This is a genomic window from Streptomyces sp. NPDC042336 (assembly GCF_055581985.1).
Window position 1 is genome coordinate 131,879 of the sequence record NZ_JBVJEA010000018.1, and the last position, 18,241, is coordinate 150,119.

General features: G+C 70.9%; 17 protein-coding genes and 1 pseudogene. 9 read left to right on the top strand and 9 right to left on the bottom strand.

Features of this window, described 5'->3' with window-relative positions; genetic code table 11:
* The 4 genes from ACZ6IM_RS30770 to ACZ6IM_RS30785 all read right to left on the bottom strand — a co-directional run bounded on the left by ACZ6IM_RS30770 (position 1) and on the right by ACZ6IM_RS30785 (position 3,768).
* Positions 1–318 (bottom strand): non-heme iron oxygenase ferredoxin subunit, encoded by a 318-nt coding sequence (locus ACZ6IM_RS30770; protein WP_469560903.1) that lies wholly within the window; start codon positions 316–318, stop codon positions 1–3.
* Positions 315–1,499: a Fe-S cluster assembly protein SufD gene (sufD, locus tag ACZ6IM_RS30775; protein ID WP_052841897.1), complete on the bottom strand. Its 1,185-nt coding sequence runs from the start codon at positions 1,497–1,499 to the stop codon at positions 315–317. Before sufD ends, ACZ6IM_RS30770 begins: the two co-directional genes overlap by 4 nt.
* Before the next feature lie 80 nt (positions 1,500–1,579).
* Positions 1,580–3,001 (bottom strand): Fe-S cluster assembly protein SufB, encoded by a 1,422-nt coding sequence (sufB, locus tag ACZ6IM_RS30780; protein WP_003976894.1) that lies wholly within the window; start codon positions 2,999–3,001, stop codon positions 1,580–1,582.
* The gene (locus tag ACZ6IM_RS30785; protein ID WP_052841898.1) at positions 2,998–3,768 is read right to left on the bottom strand and encodes a helix-turn-helix transcriptional regulator; all 771 of its coding nucleotides are present in this window, start codon (positions 3,766–3,768) and stop codon (positions 2,998–3,000) included. The genes sufB and ACZ6IM_RS30785 overlap by 4 nt, the downstream gene beginning before the upstream one ends.
* Before the next feature lie 171 nt (positions 3,769–3,939).
* Here ACZ6IM_RS30785 and ACZ6IM_RS30790 point away from each other — a divergent pair, with 171 nt between their 5' ends.
* The 4 genes from ACZ6IM_RS30790 (at position 3,940) to ACZ6IM_RS30805 (ending at position 7,581) form a co-directional block, all read left to right on the top strand.
* The gene (locus tag ACZ6IM_RS30790) at positions 3,940–4,728 is read left to right on the top strand and encodes an AAC(3) family N-acetyltransferase (protein ID WP_052841899.1); all 789 of its coding nucleotides are present in this window, start codon (positions 3,940–3,942) and stop codon (positions 4,726–4,728) included.
* Positions 4,729–4,804: 76 nt separating this feature from the next.
* Positions 4,805–5,728 carry an ABC transporter ATP-binding protein gene (locus ACZ6IM_RS30795; RefSeq protein ID WP_469560909.1) on the top strand — a complete coding sequence of 308 codons (924 nt, stop codon included), beginning with the start codon at positions 4,805–4,807 and terminating at the stop codon, positions 5,726–5,728.
* Positions 5,725–6,498 (top strand): ABC transporter permease, encoded by a 774-nt coding sequence (locus tag ACZ6IM_RS30800; RefSeq protein WP_052841901.1) that lies wholly within the window; start codon positions 5,725–5,727, stop codon positions 6,496–6,498. The genes ACZ6IM_RS30795 and ACZ6IM_RS30800 overlap by 4 nt, the downstream gene beginning before the upstream one ends.
* A 54-nt stretch (positions 6,499–6,552) precedes the next feature.
* Complete coding sequence (locus tag ACZ6IM_RS30805) at positions 6,553–7,581, top strand: COX15/CtaA family protein (protein WP_469560912.1); 1,029 nt, start codon at positions 6,553–6,555, stop codon at positions 7,579–7,581.
* On the opposite strand, the gene ACZ6IM_RS30810 is transcribed toward ACZ6IM_RS30805, so the two are convergent.
* The 4 genes from ACZ6IM_RS30810 to ACZ6IM_RS30825 all read right to left on the bottom strand — a co-directional run bounded on the left by ACZ6IM_RS30810 (position 7,536) and on the right by ACZ6IM_RS30825 (position 10,959).
* Positions 7,536–8,279, bottom strand: coding sequence for a nucleotidyltransferase (locus tag ACZ6IM_RS30810; RefSeq protein ID WP_469560915.1), 744 nt, complete (start codon positions 8,277–8,279; stop codon positions 7,536–7,538). The genes ACZ6IM_RS30805 and ACZ6IM_RS30810 overlap by 46 nt on opposite strands.
* 39 nt (positions 8,280–8,318) lie before the next feature.
* Complete coding sequence (locus tag ACZ6IM_RS30815; protein ID WP_469560918.1) at positions 8,319–9,425, bottom strand: amidohydrolase family protein; 1,107 nt, start codon at positions 9,423–9,425, stop codon at positions 8,319–8,321.
* A 98-nt stretch (positions 9,426–9,523) separates the two neighbouring features.
* Positions 9,524–9,892 (bottom strand): hypothetical protein, encoded by a 369-nt coding sequence (locus tag ACZ6IM_RS30820; RefSeq protein WP_052841905.1) that lies wholly within the window; start codon positions 9,890–9,892, stop codon positions 9,524–9,526.
* Between the two features lie 98 nt (positions 9,893–9,990).
* Positions 9,991–10,959 carry a heme o synthase gene (locus tag ACZ6IM_RS30825; RefSeq protein ID WP_469560921.1) on the bottom strand — a complete coding sequence of 323 codons (969 nt, stop codon included), beginning with the start codon at positions 10,957–10,959 and terminating at the stop codon, positions 9,991–9,993.
* Between the two features lie 356 nt (positions 10,960–11,315).
* Here ACZ6IM_RS30825 and tkt point away from each other — a divergent pair, with 356 nt between their 5' ends.
* Genes tkt through pgl form a run of 5 tightly spaced genes read left to right on the top strand, consistent with a single transcriptional unit; the run spans position 11,316 to position 17,917 of the window.
* Positions 11,316–13,403, top strand: a complete 2,088-nt coding sequence (tkt, locus tag ACZ6IM_RS30830; RefSeq protein ID WP_052841907.1) for a transketolase — start codon at positions 11,316–11,318, stop codon at positions 13,401–13,403.
* 34 nt (positions 13,404–13,437) lie between these two features.
* Positions 13,438–14,556 carry a transaldolase gene (gene tal, locus ACZ6IM_RS30835; protein WP_052841908.1) on the top strand — a complete coding sequence of 373 codons (1,119 nt, stop codon included), beginning with the start codon at positions 13,438–13,440 and terminating at the stop codon, positions 14,554–14,556.
* 3 nt (positions 14,557–14,559) lie between these two features.
* Positions 14,560–16,083, top strand: coding sequence for a glucose-6-phosphate dehydrogenase (gene zwf / locus ACZ6IM_RS30840; RefSeq protein WP_052841909.1), 1,524 nt, complete (start codon positions 14,560–14,562; stop codon positions 16,081–16,083).
* Positions 16,080–17,135 (top strand): glucose-6-phosphate dehydrogenase assembly protein OpcA, encoded by a 1,056-nt coding sequence (gene opcA / locus ACZ6IM_RS30845; RefSeq protein ID WP_469560928.1) that lies wholly within the window; start codon positions 16,080–16,082, stop codon positions 17,133–17,135. The genes zwf and opcA overlap by 4 nt, the downstream gene beginning before the upstream one ends.
* The gene (gene pgl / locus ACZ6IM_RS30850; RefSeq protein ID WP_052841911.1) at positions 17,132–17,917 is read left to right on the top strand and encodes a 6-phosphogluconolactonase; all 786 of its coding nucleotides are present in this window, start codon (positions 17,132–17,134) and stop codon (positions 17,915–17,917) included. The genes opcA and pgl overlap by 4 nt, the downstream gene beginning before the upstream one ends.
* A 129-nt stretch (positions 17,918–18,046) precedes the next feature.
* Here the strand turns inward: pgl and ACZ6IM_RS30855 are convergent.
* Positions 18,047–18,241, bottom strand: a pseudogene (locus tag ACZ6IM_RS30855) (glucose-6-phosphate isomerase); the annotation flags it as partial.

Sequence of the window (18,241 nt, forward strand, 5' to 3'; positions counted from 1 at the left end):
TCAGGACTCCTGGGTGAGGGAGACGAGCACGTCGTCCCCTTCGATCTTTACGGGGTATACGGGGACGGGGCGCGTCGCCGGAAGACTGTCGGGCTTGCCGGAACGGAGGTCGAAGCGCGAGCCGTGCAGCCAGCACTCGATGTGGCAGTCGTCGACCTCGCCCTCGGAGAGGGAGACGTTCGCGTGCGAGCAGATGTCGTTGATCGCGAAGACCTCGCCCTCGGTCCGCACGACGGAGATCGGCGTGCCGTCGAGTTCCACCCGCTTCGGGGTTTCCTCCTCCAGCTCGTCCGCTCCACAGACGCGTACGAAGGTCATGCGACCGACGCCTCCAGCTCCTCTTCGATCTTGGCGAGGAGGCGCTCCTCGATGTCGGCGACGCCGATCTGCTGGACCAGCTCGGCGAAGAAGCCGCGGACCACCAGGCGGCGGGCGTCGATCTCGGGGATGCCGCGCGCCATCAGGTAGAAGAGCTGCTCGTCGTCGAAGCGGCCGGTCGCGGAGGCGTGGCCGGCGCCGACGATCTCACCGGTCTCGATCTCCAGGTTCGGCACCGAGTCGACCCGCGCGCCGTCGGTGAGGACGAGGTTGCGGTTCATCTCGTAGGTGTCGGTGCCCTCGGCCGCGGCCTCGATGAGCACGTCGCCGATCCACACCGCGTGCGCGTCGTCGCCCTGGAGCGCGCCCTTGTAGACGACGTTGGACTTGCAGTGCGGGACGTTGTGGTCGACCAGGAGGCGGTGCTCCTGGTGCTGGCCGGCGTCGGTGAAGTACAGGCCGAACAGCTCGGCCTCGCCGCCGGGGCCCGCGTAGGCCACGCGCGGGTGCAGCCGGACCAGGTCGCCGCCGAAGGTGACCACGAAGGACTTGAAGGTGGCGTCCCGGCCGACGAGCGCGTTGTGCTGGCCGACGTGCACGGCCTTGTCGTCCCAGTCCTGGACGGAGACGACGGTCAGCTTGGCGCCGTCGCCCAGGACGTAGTCGACGTTGGCGGCGAGCACCGCGTCGCCGGAGTGGTCGATGACGACGACGGCCTCGGCGAAGGCGCCCAGCTCGACGACCTGGTGGGCGTAGGCGGTGCCGCCCTCGCCGTGCACGACGATGCGGATCGGCTCGGTGAGGACCGTCTCCTTGGGGACGGTGATCACGCCGGCCTTCTCGAACGCCGAGTAGGCCTGGGCGGCGACCCGGTCCACGGGGGTGCCGGCCCGGCCGATGCGCGCGTCGTCGCGGCCGACGGTCTCGACGACGACACCCTCGGGCGCGTCGACGTCGACCTTCACGCCGTCGCCGGTGGCGACCGCGGTGCCGTCGTGCAGCCCGCGCAGCCGCTCAAGCGGGGTGAACCGCCATTCCTCCTCGCGGCCGTGCGGGACCGGGAAGTCCGCCACGTCGAAGGACGCGGGTGCGCTCATGCGCGTGGCGACGGTCGACTCGGCGGCCACCGCGATCTGGCCCGCGGTGGTGGACCCCACGGGGATGTTCTGAGCCTCAGCCATGGCTGTCGGTCTGCTCTCTTCCTACGTTCCTGCGTCAGAATCTGGCGAAACTGGCGACTGCTTCGGGGGCGGGGGCGGGGTCAGCCGACCGCGCCCTCCATCTGCAGCTCGATCAGCCGGTTGAGCTCGAGGGCGTACTCCATGGGCAGCTCCTTGGCGATCGGCTCGACGAAGCCGCGCACGATCATCGCCATCGCCTCGAACTCGCTCAGACCGCGGCTCATCAGGTAGAAGAGCTGGTCCTCGGAGACCTTGGAGACGGTCGCCTCGTGGCCCATGGACACGTCGTCCTCGCGGACGTCCACGTAGGGGTACGTGTCGGAGCGGGAGATGGTGTCGACGAGCAGCGCGTCGCACAGCACGTTCGACTTGGAACCGTGGGCGCCCTCGCCGATCTCGACGAGGCCGCGGTAGGAGGTGCGGCCGCCGCCGCGCGCCACGGACTTCGAGACGATGTTGGAGGAGGTGTTCGGCGCCATGTGGACCATCTTGGAGCCGGCGTCCTGGTGCTGGCCCTCGCCCGCGAAGGCGATGGACAGGGTCTCGCCCTTGGCGTGCTCGCCCATCAGGTAGACGGCCGGGTACTTCATCGTCACCTTGGAGCCGATGTTGCCGTCGATCCACTCCATGGTCGCGCCCTCGTACGCCACGGCGCGCTTGGTGACCAGGTTGTAGACGTTGTTCGACCAGTTCTGGATGGTCGTGTAGCGGCAGCGGGCGTTCTTCTTGACGATGATCTCGACGACCGCGGAGTGCAGCGAGTCGGACTTGTAGATCGGCGCGGTGCAGCCCTCGACGTAGTGCACGTAGGCGCCCTCGTCGACGATGATCAGGGTCCGCTCGAACTGGCCCATGTTCTCCGTGTTGATGCGGAAGTAGGCCTGGAGCGGGATCTCGACGTGCACGCCCTTCGGCACGTAGATGAAGGAGCCGCCGGACCACACGGCGCTGTTCAGCGAGGCGAACTTGTTGTCACCGACGGGGATGACGGTGCCGAAGTACTCCTTGAAGAGCTCCGGGTGCTCCTTCAGGGCCGTGTCGGTGTCCAGGAAGATGACGCCCTGCTCCTCCAGGTCCTCGCGGATCTGGTGGTAGACGACCTCGGACTCGTACTGGGCGGCGACACCGGCGACGAGGCGCTGCTTCTCTGCCTCGGGGATGCCGAGCTTGTCGTACGTGTTCTTGATGTCCTCGGGCAGGTCCTCCCAGGACTCCGCCTGCTTCTCCGTGGAGCGCACGAAGTACTTGATGTTGTCGAAGTCGATCCCCGACAGGTCCGAGCCCCAGTTCGGCATCGGCTTCTTCTCGAAGAGGCGCAGGCCCTTGAGGCGGAGCTTGGTCATCCACTCCGGCTCGTTCTTCTTCGCGGAGATGTCGCGGACGACGTCCTCGTTGATGCCGCGCTTGGCAGAGGCGCCGGCCGTGTCGGAGTCGGCCCAGCCGTATTCGTACTTGCCCAGGCCCTCGAGCTCAGGGTGAGCAGTCTCCGTGGGGAGAGTCATGCGGGGTTCCTCCCGGCCGTGCTTGCAGATGCGTTATGGGTCTTGGAAAGCGTCTTGGAAGCCGTCTCGGAAGTCTCGGGAGGCTTCGAAGTCTTCGGAATGAACGTGGTGCACACCCCGTCGCCGTGCGCGATGGTCGCGAGACGCTGTACATGCGTACCGAGCAGCTCGGCGAAAAATTCCGTCTCCGCCTCGCACAGCTGCGGGAACTGCTCCGCGACGTGGGCGACCGGGCAGTGGTGCTGGCACAGCTGCTCGCCCTGCTGGGGGTGGGGTGCGCTCCGCGCGGTAGCAGCGTACCCGTCCGCGCTCAGGGCCTTGGCCAGCGCTTCGGTGCGCTTGTCGGCGGGCACGGACTCGACGGCCGCGCGGTACGCGCCGGACTGGGCGGCGATCCGGGCGCGGGCGAAGGCGGCGATCGCCTGCTCCCCGCCCTCCTGCTCGGCGATCCAGCGCAGGGCGTCGGCGGCCAGCTTGTCGTACGACTGGTCGAAGGCGTCCCGGCCGCAGTCGGTGAGCGCGAAGACCTTGGCGGGCCGCCCGCGCGTGCGCGTGCCGTAGACCCGCTGCTCGCGGGCCTCCACCACGTCGTCGGCGACCAGCGCGTCGAGATGGCGCCGGACGGCGGCCTGGGTCAGGCCCAGACGACCGGCAAGCTCGGCGACGGTCGAGGGCCCGTGGTCCAGGATGGAGCGCGCGACACGGTTGCGGGTGGACCGCTCACCGGTCGCGAGTTCCTCCTGCGGAGCCTCACCGACGTTTTTCACAACGCCATTGTTGCGTAATTCATCCGGGGCGGGCAACCCGCGTCCGGATCATCGGACGGTGCCCTGCGTCACTTAGGCATACCTAAGGTGACCTGCGGAAACGATCTTTGATCGATCAGCGAGGGGGCAATCCGCTGGCGTCCGCGAGCGGCTTCCGGAACACTCCCCCGCATGCCCACACCCCCTCCGACCGGCCCACTCGTCACCCGCGGCACGATCGCCGCCGGGCTGCGCGAACTGGGTGTACGGACCGGCGACACCCTCCTCGTGCACTCCTCCCTCAGCGCGCTCGGCTGGGTCTGCTCAGGCCCCGTCGCGGTCGTCCAGGCGCTGCTCGACGTGCTCGGTCCGAGCGGCACCCTGGTGGTCCCGACCCAGACCGGCGACCTCTCCGACCCGGCTCTGTGGACCAGTCCGCCGGTGCCCGAGGAGTGGTGGGAGACCGTACGGGCGGCGACGCCCGCCTACGACCCGCTGATCTCGCCCTCGCGCGGCGTCGGAGTGGTCCCGGAGACGGTGCGCACCTGGCCCGGCGCCCGGCGCAGCGCCCATCCCCAGACCTCCTTCGCGGCCCTCGGCGCCCGCGCCGACGAGGTGGTCGCGGGCCACGCGACCGACTGCCGGCTGGGCGAGCGCAGCCCGCTGGCCACCCTCGAACGGCTGGACGCCCGGGTTCTGCTGCTCGGCGCCGGCTACGACGCCTGCACCGCCTTCCACCTCGCCGAGTACCGGATCCCCGCCCCGCTGGTGGAGGTGGGACGCCCGGGGCCGGTGGGCTGGGAGCGGGTGACCGAGGTGTCGATCACCTCGGAGCGCTTCGAGGAGCTGGGCCACGACTTCGAACGGGACCGTCCCGTGGTGCGCGGCAGGGTCGGCGCCGCCGACGTACGGCTGTTCCCGCTGCCGGACGCGGTCGCCTACGCCGAACGGTGGCTTCCCGTGCACCGCCCCCGCGAGTGAGGCCCGTCCCGGCCGCGAGGAGGTTTTCCACACCCCCGCGCCCGGCCGGTCGTCCGCCTACCTAGACTCGTGACCCATGCGAAGCGAGCCCGTGGTCCAGGTCCAGGCCCTGGTGAAGCGGTACGGCACGAAGACCGCGGTGGACGGCCTCGACCTGGTGGCCCGCACGGGCGTCACCGCCGTGCTCGGCCCCAACGGGGCGGGCAAGACGACCACGGTCGAGACCTGTGAGGGATACCGCAGACCGGACTCCGGGACGGTCCGCGTCCTCGGCCTGGACCCGGTGCGACAGGGCGCCGAGCTGCGCCCGCGGATCGGCGTGATGCTCCAGTCCGGGGGCGTCTACTCCGGCGCCCGCGCGGACGAGATGCTGCGCCACGTCGCGAAGCTGCACGCCCATCCGCTGGACGTCGACGCGCTGATCGAGCGGCTCGGTCTCGGCTCGTGCGGCCGCACCACGTACCGCAGGCTCTCGGGCGGGCAGCAGCAGCGGCTCGCCCTCGCGATGGCCGTGGTCGGCCGCCCGGAGCTGGTGTTCCTGGACGAGCCGACCGCCGGTCTCGACCCCCAGGCCCGCCGCGCCACCTGGGACCTCGTGCGGGACCTGCGCGGCGACGGGGTCTCGGTGATCCTCACCACCCACCACATGGACGAGGCCGAGCAGCTGGCCGACGACGTGGCCATCGTCGACACCGGCCGGGTCGTCGCCCAGGGCTCTCCGGAGCAGCTGTGCCGCGGCGGCGCCGAGAACACCCTGCGGTTCACGGGCCGGCCGGGGCTGGACGTCGCGTCCCTGCTCAAGGCGCTGCCCCCGGACTCCGCGGCGGCCGAGCTGACCCCGGGCTCCTACCGGGTGAACGGCAAGGTCGACCCGCAGCTGCTGGCGACGGTGACCTCCTGGTGCGCCCAGCACGGGGTGATGCCGGACCGCATCTCGGTGGAGCGGCACACCCTGGAGGACGTCTTCCTGGAACTGACCGGCAAGGAACTGCGCTCATGACGACGACCACCGGCACCTACACGCCGAGGCCCGGCGCCGCGCCGCTCGGCCGCATGATCGCGGCGCAGGCCGTGCTCGAGACGAAGATGCTGCTGCGCAACGGCGAGCAGCTGCTGCTGACGGTGGTCATCCCGACGCTGCTGCTCGTGCTGTTCAGCTCCGTGGACATCATCGACACCGGAGCCGGGGAGGCGGTCGACTTCCTCGCCCCCGGCATCCTCGCGCTGGCCGTGATGTCGACGGCGTTCACCGGACAGGCCATCGCCACCGGGTTCGAGCGCCGGTACGGGGTGCTGAAGCGGCTGGCCGCCTCGCCCCTGCCGCGCTGGGCCCTGATGACCGCGAAGACGGCGTCCGTCCTGGTCACCGAGGTGCTCCAGATCGTGCTGCTGACGGTGATCGCCTTCGCGCTGGGCTGGTCGCCGCACGGCAACCCGGCGGCCGTGCTGCTGCTCCTGGTCCTCGGCACCGCCGCCTTCTCCGGGCTCGGGCTGCTGATGGCGGGCACCCTCAAGGCGGAGGCCACGCTGGCCGCCGCCAACCTGGTCTTCCTGCTGCTCCTGGTGGGCGGCGGGGTGATCGTGCCGCTGGACAAGTTCCCGGACGCGGCGCGGGACGTGCTGGGACTGCTGCCGATCTCCGCCCTGTCGGACGGGCTGCGGGACGTCCTCCAGCACGGTGCCGCGATGCCCTGGGGCGACCTGGGCATCCTCGCCGTGTGGGCGGTCGTGGGCCTCGCGGCGGCCGGAAAGTTCTTCCGCTGGGAGTAGGGACGCATGCCCGAGACCGACCCTCGTGAAAGCGTGCACAAGCGGGCGCCTACGATGGACGGCGTGCCAAACGTGACCCGCGCCGACGCCGCAGCCGCCGTGCGCAACCCGCTCGCCTTCATCGCCGCGCGCTGGACGCCGCACCCCCGGACGGTCCAGCGGGCGGCCCTCGCGCCCCTCGTGATGTCGGTGATCATCGTCATCACCGGCGGCGCCGTCCGGCTCACCGGCTCCGGGCTCGGCTGCCCGACCTGGCCCAAGTGCACCGACAGCTCCCTCACCGCGACCAGCGAGATGGGCCTGCACGGCGCCATCGAGTTCGGCAACCGCATGCTGACGTACGTGCTGTGCGCCGCGGTCGGCTGGGCGATCATCGCCGCGCGGTCGCAGAAGCCCTACCGGCGCAGCCTCACCCTCCTGGGGTGGGCGCAGTTCTGGGTGGTGATGAGCAACGCCGTCCTCGGTGGGATCGTCGTACTGGTCGGCCTCAACCCGTACACGGTGGCGGCCCACTTCGTGGCGACGACGGCGCTGATCACCCTGGCCACGCTGATGTGGCAGCGCACCCGGGAGGGCGACACGGAGCCGCGCCCCCTGGTCGGCAAGTCCGTGCAGCAGCTGGTGTGGGTGATGATCGCGGTTTCCGCGCTGCTGATCCTGGTCGGCACGGTGGTCACCGGTGCCGGTCCGCACGCGGGTGACTCCAGCGAGGTCCCGCGGATGCCGGTCGACTGGGAGATGATCACCAAGGGGCACGCCGTCCTGGCGTGGATCGTGGTGACGCTGACGTTCGCCCTGTGGTTCGTGCTGAAGGCGGTCGACGCGCCCAAGGGTCCGCTGTCCCGCACCCGCGACCTGTTCCTGGTGCTGCTCGCCCAGGGGGTCATCGGGTACGTCCAGTACTTCACCGACCTGCCCGAGGTCCTGGTCGGCCTGCACATGTTCGGCTCGTGCCTGGTGTGGATCGCGGTGCTGCGGGTGCTGCTGGCGCTGCGCGAGCGGCCCGAGGAGACGGACACGGTCTCGGGGCTGCCCGCTCAGGAGTACGACGCCACCAGCGTGTCGATGGCCGGGCCCAGGTAGCTCCGGGTCAGCTCCGCGCGGCGGGCAGTCCACTCCCCCGTGGCCGCGGGCCGCGCGCGTTTCCCGTACCGCCGTTCGGTGATGTCCTCGACGACCTCGCCGGGAGCGCCCAGGGCGGGCAGCTCGTCCAGGGCCTGGCGCTTGGTGATCAGGCGTCCCTCGCGCAGGGTGACGGTGGCGCGGGCGAAGGTGAGCAGGCCCAGGTCGACCCAGACGTCCCGCGACCACAGCTCCGCCCTGCGCACGCTCGGCCGCCAGAAGTCCCGCTGGTCGCGGACGACGAACCCGGCCAGCTCGGGGTCCGTCACCGGCGGCAGCACGTGCTCCGGCGGCTCGCCGTGCAGGACGCGGCCGAAGCTGTGGAGTTCGCGCCGGGTGACCGGGGTGACCGTGCGCTTGAAGAGCTGCTGGTGGGCCCAGGTGAGGTGCCGTGCCTCGGGGTCGGCGGCGGTCTCGGGCGACAGGTAGGTGCAGTGCAGCAGCCCGGCCAGGGGTTCGGCGCGCAGGCGGGCGTGGAGCAGCCCCAGCCGCCAGGCCGTGCGGGCCGTGGCCGGCCGGGGCAGGACCGCGATCAGGTCGAGGTCGCTGCGGCCTTCCTGGTAGTCGCCCGCGCCCAGGGAACCATGTGCCCAGACGGCGACGGGGTCGAGGGGCGCGAGGCCGGTGAGGAAGCGGTCGAGCAGGGCGTCGGTCGGCATGCGCCCAGTCTCGGCGACGCGCTCCGATCCGTACACCCGTCACTCCAGCCCGTAGACCCGCCCCGCGTTCCCCGCGGCGATCATCCCCGCCACCCGCTGGGCGTCCCCGAGCGACCACGCCCCCTCGGCCACCCAGGTGCCCAGCACCCTGCCGAGGGCCTCCCGGAACAGCCGGGCGGCGACCACGTGCAGCTCGGGCAGGCCCTGGGCGCCGCTGGAGAAGAGGATCTTGCCGAAGGGGGCCAGCTCCAGGATCTCCGCGAGGACCGTCGCGGCCCGGGCGCCGGTGCGCACCAGGGCGGCGCCCGAGTCGGCGTAGACGTGCGGGAAGACGCCGGCCAGGTGGGCGGCGTGGCGGTGGTAGGGGTAGCCGTGCAGCAGGACCAGGTCGCTGCCGAGCCCCGCGGTGGCCCGTACGAAGTCGGTGAGCAGGACCGGGTCGGTGCGGTCGATGCGCAGGCCCGGCTCGCCGAGGCCCGCGTGCAGCTGGAGCGGCAGGCCCGAGGCGACGGCGATCCACAGCAGGTGGCGCAGCAGCACCGGGTCGCTCAGCTCCCCGCCGACCTCGCGCCCGGTCAGCCAGCGGGCGGCGGCCCCGCGCACCTCGCCGGGGCCCGGCGGCTCCGGCGCGAGCGCCAGGCCGTGCCGTACGCCGGCGACGGAGGTGAAGGCGACCGCGTGCGCGGCGGCGCCGTGCACGGCCTCGGCGAGGTTGGCGAGGAAGGACTCGACGGTGCCGGAGGTGTCCGCGACCTGCTCGGCCAGCAGTTCCAGGCGCACGATCTCGCGGGTGTCCGCGTCCGCGGCCGAGGCCATCTCGGTGGGGCCGGTGAGGTCTCCGGGCAGTCCGGTGTCGACCAGATAGGTGGTGATGCCGCTGCCGCGCAGCAGCCGGCGGTCGGCCTCCATGACGCCCAGTTCACGGCGCCGGGCCAGGTAGCGGGCGGGCGGGCAGTGCGGTTCCAGGCCGAGCAGGGGCGGGCACCAGCGGCGTACCGCGAAGCCGGTCTGGGTATCGAAGAGGGTGGTGCCCGGGGCCGGCGGTCCCTCGGTGCGGGCCAGCTGGGCCTCGAAGGTGCCGAGGCCCAGCTCCGTTCTCAGGACGCCGTGGCAGTACTGGTCCACCAGGGACGGCGTTTCGATCATCCGGGCTCCCCGTGCTGGGACCGAGCGCCGCGCGGCTCGTGCGCCTCGCGGCCCGCGCGCCTCGCGGCTTCCTACGGTCCTAACGGGTGAACCGGCCCTCAGGTGTTGCTCGGTCCTCCGACCTGGATGCCCGCCATGCGCGACCACTCGTAGCGGCCCGTGGTGACCTTGGCGGCGAACTCGCCGTCGAAGTCCTCGTGGACGGTGATCCCGGACTTCTCCACGGCCTTGCGCGCCCTGTCGTGGGTGCGCGCGACCAGGTCGCCCCAGGCGCCGTCCTCGCCGACGAGCACGATCCGGGCGCCGCGCTCCCCGAGGTGGGCCACCTGGGCCTCGGCGCCGCCGTGGGCCTTGGCGAAGGATTCGATCCGCCCGGCCATCCGGGTCACCTCGTACGCGTCCCATCGGCCGGCCCAGCCGCGCTTCACGCCGGCCTGCTCCGTCTCCACCTGCTGCGTGTCTGCCATGACCAGGATGCTACCGACGGGTAGATCGAACGGCGACGGGCGGGGTGCGTGGCCTTGACCACGCACCCCGCCCGTCGGACGGCTCCACCGGATGACGCTCAGCGCAGGAAGGGGTCCACCGCGATGGCGAGGAACAGCACCGACACGTAGGTGATGGACCAGTGGAACAGCCGCATCTCCTTGAGCTTGCCGCCGGTCACCTCGGCCTTGGCCCGGTTCTGCAGCCCGTGCGCCTCCCACAGCCACATGCCGCCGGCCGCCACGGCGACCGCCGTGTAGAACCAGCCGGTGTAGCCGAGCGGCGTCAGCAGCAGCGACACGACGACCATCACCCAGCTGTAGATGACGATCTGCCGGGCGACCACCTTGTTGGACGCGATCACGGGGAGCATCGGCACGCCGACGCGCGCGTAGTCCTCCTTGACCTTCATGGACAGCGGCCAGTAGTGCGGCGGCGTCCAGAAGAACATCACGCCAAAGAGGATGATCGGCGCCCAGGACATCGAGTTGGTCACGGCCGACCAGCCGATGAGCACCGGGAGACAGCCGGCGATGCCGCCCCAGACGATGTTCTGCGAGGTGCGGCGCTTGAGGATCATCGTGTAGACGACGACGTAGAAGAGGAGCGCGCCGAGCGAGAGCCAGGCCGACAGCCAGTTCACGGTGAAGCCGAACAGCAGCGTGGAGACGATCGCCAGAGCGATGCCGAAGACGAGGCATTCGGCCGGACTGACCATGCCGGTCACCAGCGGTCGCTGCGAGGTCCGGTCCATCAGCGCGTCGATGTCGCGGTCGATGTACATGTTCAGCGCATTGGCGCCGCCGGCCGACAGGTAACCGCCGACGCAGGTCAGCAGCACCAGCTTCAGATTCGGAACACCCTGCTCGGCGAGGAACATCACCGGAACGGTGGTGATCAGCAGAAGCTCGATGATCCGCGGCTTGGTCAGCGCCACGAACGCCTTGACACGGGCCCCGAACGGCCGGTGACTCGGGCTCTGGCTCGTCCCGATAACCCCCGCAGGACGGGATTCAACGGCCGTCACGCACACCCCTGACAGAGACATCCCAGCGAGCCTCCCCGTGTGAAGTGGCGGTAAAGGCTCGCGCGTACCACGCCACTTTAGACGTTGCCCATACCTCGGCCTTCGCGGGGGTGGGCTCGTGTTGGCGCGAGCGCTCCGACGTGCGTTCGCGGAGTCGGTTGAGCGGTCAGATGAGCGGCTCCGTATTCACTTGCCGAATGCGGTTTCGCCCAGTCGACAGGCGGATCCGGAAGAGTCCCGGCAGTCTGGTTTCCAGCGGAAAAACGCACGTACTTACGGGGGTAGGCTCGGCAATGGCCGGCCGACTCACGGACGCGCCGGCAGCCCGTGCACCTGTGCACGGGCAACCGACATGTGGAGAGGAGCCCTGACTCAGGGTGAGCACCAAGCCGACCACCACAGACCTCGAGTGGACCGAACTGGACCAGCGGGCCGTGGACACCGCCCGCGTCCTGGCCGCCGATGCCGTACAGAAGGTTGGCAACGGCCATCCTGGTACGGCGATGAGCCTGGCGCCCGCCGCCTACACCCTCTTCCAGAAGGTGATGCGGCACGACCCCGCCGACGCGAACTGGGTCGGGCGCGACCGTTTCGTGCTGTCCGCGGGCCACTCGTCCCTGACCCTCTACACCCAGCTGTACCTGGCCGGCTTCGGCCTGGAGCTGGCGGACCTGGAGTCCTTCCGCACCTGGGGCTCCAAGACCCCCGGCCACCCGGAGTACGGCCACACCACGGGCGTGGAGACCACGACCGGTCCGCTGGGCCAGGGCGTGGCCAACGCGGTGGGCATGGCGATGGCCGCCCGCTACGAGCGCGGCCTGTTCGACCCGGAGGCCCCGGAGGGCGAGTCCCCCTTCGACCACTTCGTCTACTGCATCGCCGGTGACGGCTGCCTCCAGGAGGGCATCTCCGCCGAGGCGTCCTCCACGGCCGGTCACCAGAAGCTCGGCAACCTGGTGCTGCTGTGGGACGACAACCACATCTCCATCGAGGGCGACACCGAGACCGCCGTCTCCGAGGACACCTGCAAGCGGTACGAGGCGTACGGCTGGCACGTCCAGCGTGTCGCCCCGAAGCCGGACGGCGACCTGGACCCGAACGCGATCTACGACGCGATCCAGGAGGCGAAGAAGGTCACCGACCGGCCGTCCTTCATCGCCATGCGCTCGATCATCGCCTGGCCCGCCCCGAACGCGCAGAACACCGAGGCCGCGCACGGCTCGGCGCTCGGCGACGACGAGGTCGCGGCGACCAAGCGGGTCCTGGGCTTCGACCCGGAGAAGTCCTTCGAGGTCTCCGACGAGGTCATCGGGCACACCCGCAAGGCGCTGGAGAAGGGCCAGGCGGCCCGCGCGGTGTGGGAGAAGTCCTTCCAGCAGTGGCGGGACAACAACCCGGACCGCGCCGCCGAGTACGACCGCGTCGCCAAGGGTGAGCTGCCGAAGGGCTGGGAGGAGAAGATCCCGGTCTTCGAGGCCGGCAAGGGCCTGGCGACCCGCGCCGCGTCCGGCAAGGTGCTCCAGGCGCTCGGCGCGGTCGTCCCGGAGCTGTGGGGCGGCTCGGCCGACCTCGCGGGCTCCAACAACACGACGATCGACAAGACGTCGTCCTTCCTCCCGGCGGGCAACCCGCTGCCGGAGGCCGACCCGTACGGCCGCACCATCCACTTCGGCATCCGCGAGCACGCGATGGCCGCGGAGATGAACGGCATCGCGCTGCACGGCAACACCCGCATCTACGGCGGAACCTTCCTGGTCTTCTCCGACTACATGCGCAACGCGGTGCGGCTGTCGGCGCTGATGCACCTGCCGGTGACGTACGTGTGGACGCACGACTCCATCGGTCTGGGCGAGGACGGTCCGACGCACCAGCCGGTCGAGCACCTGGCCTCGCTGCGCGCCATCCCGGGTCTGAACGTGGTCCGTCCGGCCGACGCCAACGAGACCGCCATCGCCTGGCGCGAGATCCTCCGGCGCTGGACGAAGGAGTTCGGCAAGGGCCAGCCGCACGGTCTGGCGCTGACCCGCCAGGGCGTGCCGACGTACGAGCCCAACGACGACGCGGCCAAGGGCGGCTACGTCCTGTTCGAGGCCGACGGCGGCGACGCCGAGGTCTTGCTCATCGCCACCGGCTCCGAGGTGCACGTCGCCGTCGAGGCGCGCGAGCGGCTCCAGGCCGACGGCGTGCCGACCCGTGTGGTGTCCATGCCGTCCGTGGAATGGTTCGAGCAGCAGGACCAGGGGTACCGGGACAGCGTCCTGCCCCCGTCCGTGAGGGCGCGGGTCGCGGTCGAGGCCGGGATCGGTCTGACCTGGCACAAGTACGTGGGGGACGCCGGCCGGATCGTCTCCCTGGAGCACTTCGGTGCTTCGGCGGACGCCAAGGTGCTCTTCAAGGAGTTCGGTTTCACCGCCGAGAACGTCGCGTCCGCCGCCCGGGAATCGATCGCCGCAGCCCAGCGCTGACGCTCGTACACGACACGTAGGAGATGCATTTTCCATGACAGACGCACTCAAGCGCCTCTCCGATGAAGGCGTCGCGATCTGGCTGGACGACCTGTCGCGCAAGCGGATCACGTCCGGCAACCTCGCCGAGCTGATCGACCAGCAGCACGTCGTGGGCGTCACCACCAACCCGTCGATCTTCCAGAAGGCGATCTCCCAGGGCGACGGCTACGACCAGCAGCTCGCCGACCTCGCCGTGCGCGGGGTCACGGTCGAAGAGGCCATCCGCATGATCACCACGGCGGACGTCCGCGACGCCGCCGACATCCTGCGCCCGGTCTTCGACAACACCGGCGGCAAGGACGGCCGGGTCTCCATCGAGGTGGACCCGCGCCTGGCGCACAACACCCACGCCACCGTGGCCGAGGCCAAGCAGCTGGCGTGGCTGGTGGACCGGCCCAACACCTTCATCAAGATCCCGGCCACCGAGGCGGGCCTGCCGGCCATCGCCGAGACCATCGGCCTGGGCATCAGCGTCAACGTCACGCTGATCTTCTCGCTGGAGCGCTACCGCAAGGTCATGGACGCCTTCCTGACCGGCCTGGAGAAGGCCAAGGAGCGCGGCCTGGACCTGTCGCAGATCCACTCCGTGGCGTCCTTCTTCGTGTCCCGCGTGGACACCGAGATCGACAAGCGGATCGACGCGATCGGCACCGACGAGGCCAAGGCGCTGCGCGGCAAGGCCGCCGTCGCCAACGCGCGCCTCGCCTACCAGGCGTACGAGGAGGTCTTCGGCACCGACCGCTGGGCCGCCCTGGAGAAGGCCGGCGCCAACAAGCAGCGTCCGCTGTGGGCGTCGACCGGTGTGAAGGACAAGGCGTACAGCGACACCATGTACGTCACCGACCTGGTCGCGCCGAACACGGTCAACACCATGCCGGAGGCCACGCTGCTGGCCACCGAGGACCACGGCGAGATCACCGGCGACGCCGTCGCCGGGTCGTACGAGCAGGCCCGCGCCGACCTCGACGCGGTCGAGAAGCTCGGGATCTCCTACGACGAGGTGGTCCAGCTCCTGGAGGACGAGGGCGTCGACAAGTTCGAGGACGCCTGGAACGACCTGCTGAAGTCCACGGAGGCGGAGCTCAAGCGCCTCGCTCCCTCGGAGGGCTAAAAATTGTCAAGCAGCAATCCGCTGCGTGACCCCGCAGACCGACGGCTCCCGCGTATCGCGGGGCCGTCGGGTCTGGTCATTTTCGGCGTCACCGGTGATCTGTCCCGCAAGAAGCTCATGCCCGCCGTGTACGACCTCGCCAACCGGGGTCTGCTGCCGCCGGGCTTCTCGCTCGTCGGGTTCGCCCGCCGCGACTGGGAGCACGAGGACTTCGCCCAGGTCGTGCACGACGCCGTCAAGGAACACTCCCGTACGCCGTTCCGCGAGGAGGTCTGGCAGCAGCTCATCCAGGGGATGCGCTTCGTCCAGGGCACCTTCGACGACGACGACGCCTTCGAGCGGCTGCGCGGCACCATCGAGGAACTGGACAAGGCACAGGGCACGGGCGGCAACTTCGCCTTCTACCTGTCGGTGCCGCCGAAGTCCTTCCCGGTGGTCATCCAGCAGCTGAAGAAGCACGGTCTCGCCGACCAGACGGGCGGCTCCTGGCGCCGCGCGGTGATCGAGAAGCCCTTCGGCCACGACCTGAGGTCGGCCGAGGAACTCAACGCGATCGTCCACGAGGTCTTCGCCCCGGACCAGGTCTTCCGCATCGACCACTACCTGGGCAAGGAGACCGTCCAGAACATCCTGGCGCTGCGCTTCGCCAACACGATGTTCGAGCCGATCTGGAACCGGTCCTACGTGGACCACATCCAGATCACCATGGCCGAGGACATCGGCATCGGCGGCCGGGCCGGCTACTACGACGGCATCGGCGCGGCGCGTGACGTCATCCAGAACCACCTGCTCCAACTGCTCGCGCTGACCGCCATGGAGGAGCCCGCCTCCTTCGACGCGGACGCGCTGGCGGCGGAGAAGACCAAGGTGCTCGGCGCGGTCCGCCTCCCCAAGGACCTGGGCCGGGACACCGTGCGCGGCCAGTACGCGGCCGGGTGGCAGGGCGGCGCCAAGGCCGTCGGCTACCTGGAGGAGGAGGGCATCGACCCGAAGTCGAAGACCGACACCTACGCCGCGATCAAGGTCGGCATCGACAACCGCCGCTGGGCGGGCGTCCCCTTCTACCTGCGCACCGGCAAGCGCCTCGGCCGCCGGGTCACGGAGATCGCGGTCGTCTTCCAGCGGGCCCCGCACTCCCCGTTCGACACGACGGCCACCGAGGAACTCGGCTCGAACGCGATCGTCATCCGCGTCCAGCCGGACGAGGGCGTCACCGTCCGCTTCGGTTCCAAGGTGCCGGGCACGTCGATGGAGATCCGGGACGTGTCCATGGACTTCGCCTACGGCGAGTCCTTCACCGAGTCCAGCCCCGAGGCGTACGAGCGCCTGATCCTCGACGTGCTGCTCGGCGACGCCAACCTCTTCCCGCGCACCGAGGAGGTCGAGCTGTCCTGGAAGATCCTCGACCCGATCGAGGAGTACTGGGACGAGCACGGCACGCCGGCCCAGTACCCGGCGGGCACCTGGGGTCCCGTCGAGGCGGACGACATGCTGGAACGAGACGGACGGAGCTGGCGCCGGCCATGAAGACCGACCTCACGGACACCACGGCCAGCAAGATCAACAAGGCGCTGGTGCTCGGCCGTCGGGCGATCGGCACGCCCGCGATCGGCATGGTGCTCACCCTCGTCATCGTCACCGACGAGGAGAACGCCTACGACGCCCTGAAGGCCGCGAGCGACGCCGCGCACGAGCATCCCTCGCGCACGCTCCTCGTCATCAAGCGGGCCTCCCGCTCGCCCCGGGACCGCACCCAGTCCAGGCTGGACGCCGAGGTGCGCCTCGGCGCCGACGCGGGCACCGGCGAGACGATCGTGCTGCGGCTGTACGGCGACGTCGTCCACCACGCCCAGTCGGTAGTCCTGCCGCTGCTGCTGCCGGACGCGCCGGTGGTGGTCTGGTGGCCGGTGAACGCGCCGCTGGATCCGGCGAAGGACCCCCTGGGCGCCCTCGCCCAGCGCCGCGTCACCGACACCTACGCCTGCGAGGAGCCGATACGGGAGCTGGCGGCCCGTGCCGACGCCTACGCGCCGGGCGACACCGACCTGTCGTGGACCCGCATCACGCCGTGGCGCTCGATGCTGGCGGCGGCCCTCGACCAGGTCGACTGCCAGGTGCAGTCGGTCGAGGTGGAGGGCGAGGAGTTCAACCCGAGCTGTGAGCTGCTCGCGATGTGGCTCGCCGACCGGCTGGACGTGCCGGTGCGGCGCACGGTGTCGAGCGGCCCGGGTCTCACCGCGGTCCGCATGGACACCGACTGCGGTCCGGTCGTCCTGGACCGGGCCGACGGCTCGCTGGCGAACCTCTCCATCCAGGGGCAGCCGGCCCGCGCGGTGGCGCTCAAGCGCCGCGAGACGGCCGAGCTGATCGCGGAGGAGCTGCGGCGCCTGGACCCGGACGACACGTACGCCTCGGCGCTGCGCTACGGGGTGGACCGGTTGAACGCGCCGGCCAAAGGGGACCCGGCCGACGGCAACGGCGCCCGCGCGGTCGCCGCTCCCGTCGGGGCGGCTGCGAAGGCCCCCGCGAAGGACGCGGCGCAGGAGAAGACACCGGTGAGGAAGGCGGCGGCGAAATGAGCGACACCCCGCAGCTGGTCGTGCACCGCGACAAGGAGCTGATGGCCGAGGCCGCGGCGGCCCGCCTGATCACGAAGATCGTGGACGCGCAGGCCTCCCGGGGCAGCGCGTCCGTGGTCCTCACCGGCGGCCGCAACGGCAACGGCCTGCTCGCGGCGCTGGCCGGTTCTCCGGCCCGGGACGCGATCGACTGGGGCCGGCTCGACCTGTGGTGGGGCGACGAGCGCTTCCTGCCGGACGGCGACCCGGAGCGCAACGTCACCCAGGCGCGTCAGGCGCTGCTCGACGCGGTGCCGCTGGACCCGAAACGGGTGCACGCGATGGCGCCGTCCGACGGCCCCTACGGTTCGGACGTGGAGGCGGCGGCCGCCGCCTACGCGCAGGAGCTGGCCACGGCCTCCGTCCCCGAGAACCACGCCGCGGTGCCGTCCTTCGACGTCCTGCTCCTCGGTGTCGGTCCGGACACCCACGTGGCGTCGCTCTTCCCGGAGCACCCGGGAGTCCGGGAGACGGAGCGCACGGTGATCGGCGTCCACGGCTCCCCCAAGCCGCCGCCCATCCGCATCTCCCTGACCCTGCCCGCGATCCGCGCCGCCCGTGAGGTGTGGCTGCTCGCGGCGGGCGAGGACAAGGCGAACGCGGTGGCGATGGCCCTGTCGGGCGCGGGCGAGATCCAGGCCCCGGCGGCGGGTGCTCGGGGCCGCGCCCGCACCCTGTGGCTGCTGGACTCGGCGGCGGCGTCCCAGCTGCCGAGGTCGCTGTACCCACCGGCGTCGGCGTAATCCAGCCCGTCCGGCGTTTGAGGACGAGGCTGTTCAGGCCGAAGCTGGCTCTGGGAGCGGCAGCCCCCAGGGACGGGAACGGGAAGGGGCGGCGGGGGCGGAAGACCTCCCGCCGCCCCTTCGGCGCCTTCACACCCGCCCGCGCAACTCCCGGTAGGCGGCAACCAGCGCCTCGGTGGACGCGTCCAGTCCCGGCACCTCCGCGCCCTCGCTCAGCGCCGGCTCCACCCGCTTGGCGAGCACCTTGCCGAGTTCGACGCCCCACTGGTCGAAGGAGTCGATGTTCCAGATCGCGCCCTGTACGAACACCTTGTGCTCGTACAG

Coding starts and splice junctions, on each gene's coding strand:
- sufD (WP_052841897.1), bottom strand. CDS start 1,499: ATGGCTGAGGCTCAGAACATCCCCGTGGGGTCCACCACCGCGGGCCAG.
- ACZ6IM_RS30805 (WP_469560912.1), top strand. CDS start 6,553: ATGGACGGCGTGCCAAACGTGACCCGCGCCGACGCCGCAGCCGCCGTG.
- ACZ6IM_RS30815 (WP_469560918.1), bottom strand. CDS start 9,425: ATGATCGAAACGCCGTCCCTGGTGGACCAGTACTGCCACGGCGTCCTG.
- ACZ6IM_RS30820 (WP_052841905.1), bottom strand. CDS start 9,892: ATGGCAGACACGCAGCAGGTGGAGACGGAGCAGGCCGGCGTGAAGCGC.
- ACZ6IM_RS30810 (WP_469560915.1), bottom strand. CDS start 8,279: ATGCCGACCGACGCCCTGCTCGACCGCTTCCTCACCGGCCTCGCGCCC.
- opcA (WP_469560928.1), top strand. CDS start 16,080: ATGAAGACCGACCTCACGGACACCACGGCCAGCAAGATCAACAAGGCG.
- ACZ6IM_RS30770 (WP_469560903.1), bottom strand. CDS start 318: ATGACCTTCGTACGCGTCTGTGGAGCGGACGAGCTGGAGGAGGAAACC.
- ACZ6IM_RS30790 (WP_052841899.1), top strand. CDS start 3,940: ATGCCCACACCCCCTCCGACCGGCCCACTCGTCACCCGCGGCACGATC.
- sufB (WP_003976894.1), bottom strand. CDS start 3,001: ATGACTCTCCCCACGGAGACTGCTCACCCTGAGCTCGAGGGCCTGGGC.
- pgl (WP_052841911.1), top strand. CDS start 17,132: ATGAGCGACACCCCGCAGCTGGTCGTGCACCGCGACAAGGAGCTGATG.
- ACZ6IM_RS30825 (WP_469560921.1), bottom strand. CDS start 10,959: ATGTCTCTGTCAGGGGTGTGCGTGACGGCCGTTGAATCCCGTCCTGCG.
- ACZ6IM_RS30795 (WP_469560909.1), top strand. CDS start 4,805: ATGCGAAGCGAGCCCGTGGTCCAGGTCCAGGCCCTGGTGAAGCGGTAC.
- tal (WP_052841908.1), top strand. CDS start 13,438: ATGACAGACGCACTCAAGCGCCTCTCCGATGAAGGCGTCGCGATCTGG.
- ACZ6IM_RS30800 (WP_052841901.1), top strand. CDS start 5,725: ATGACGACGACCACCGGCACCTACACGCCGAGGCCCGGCGCCGCGCCG.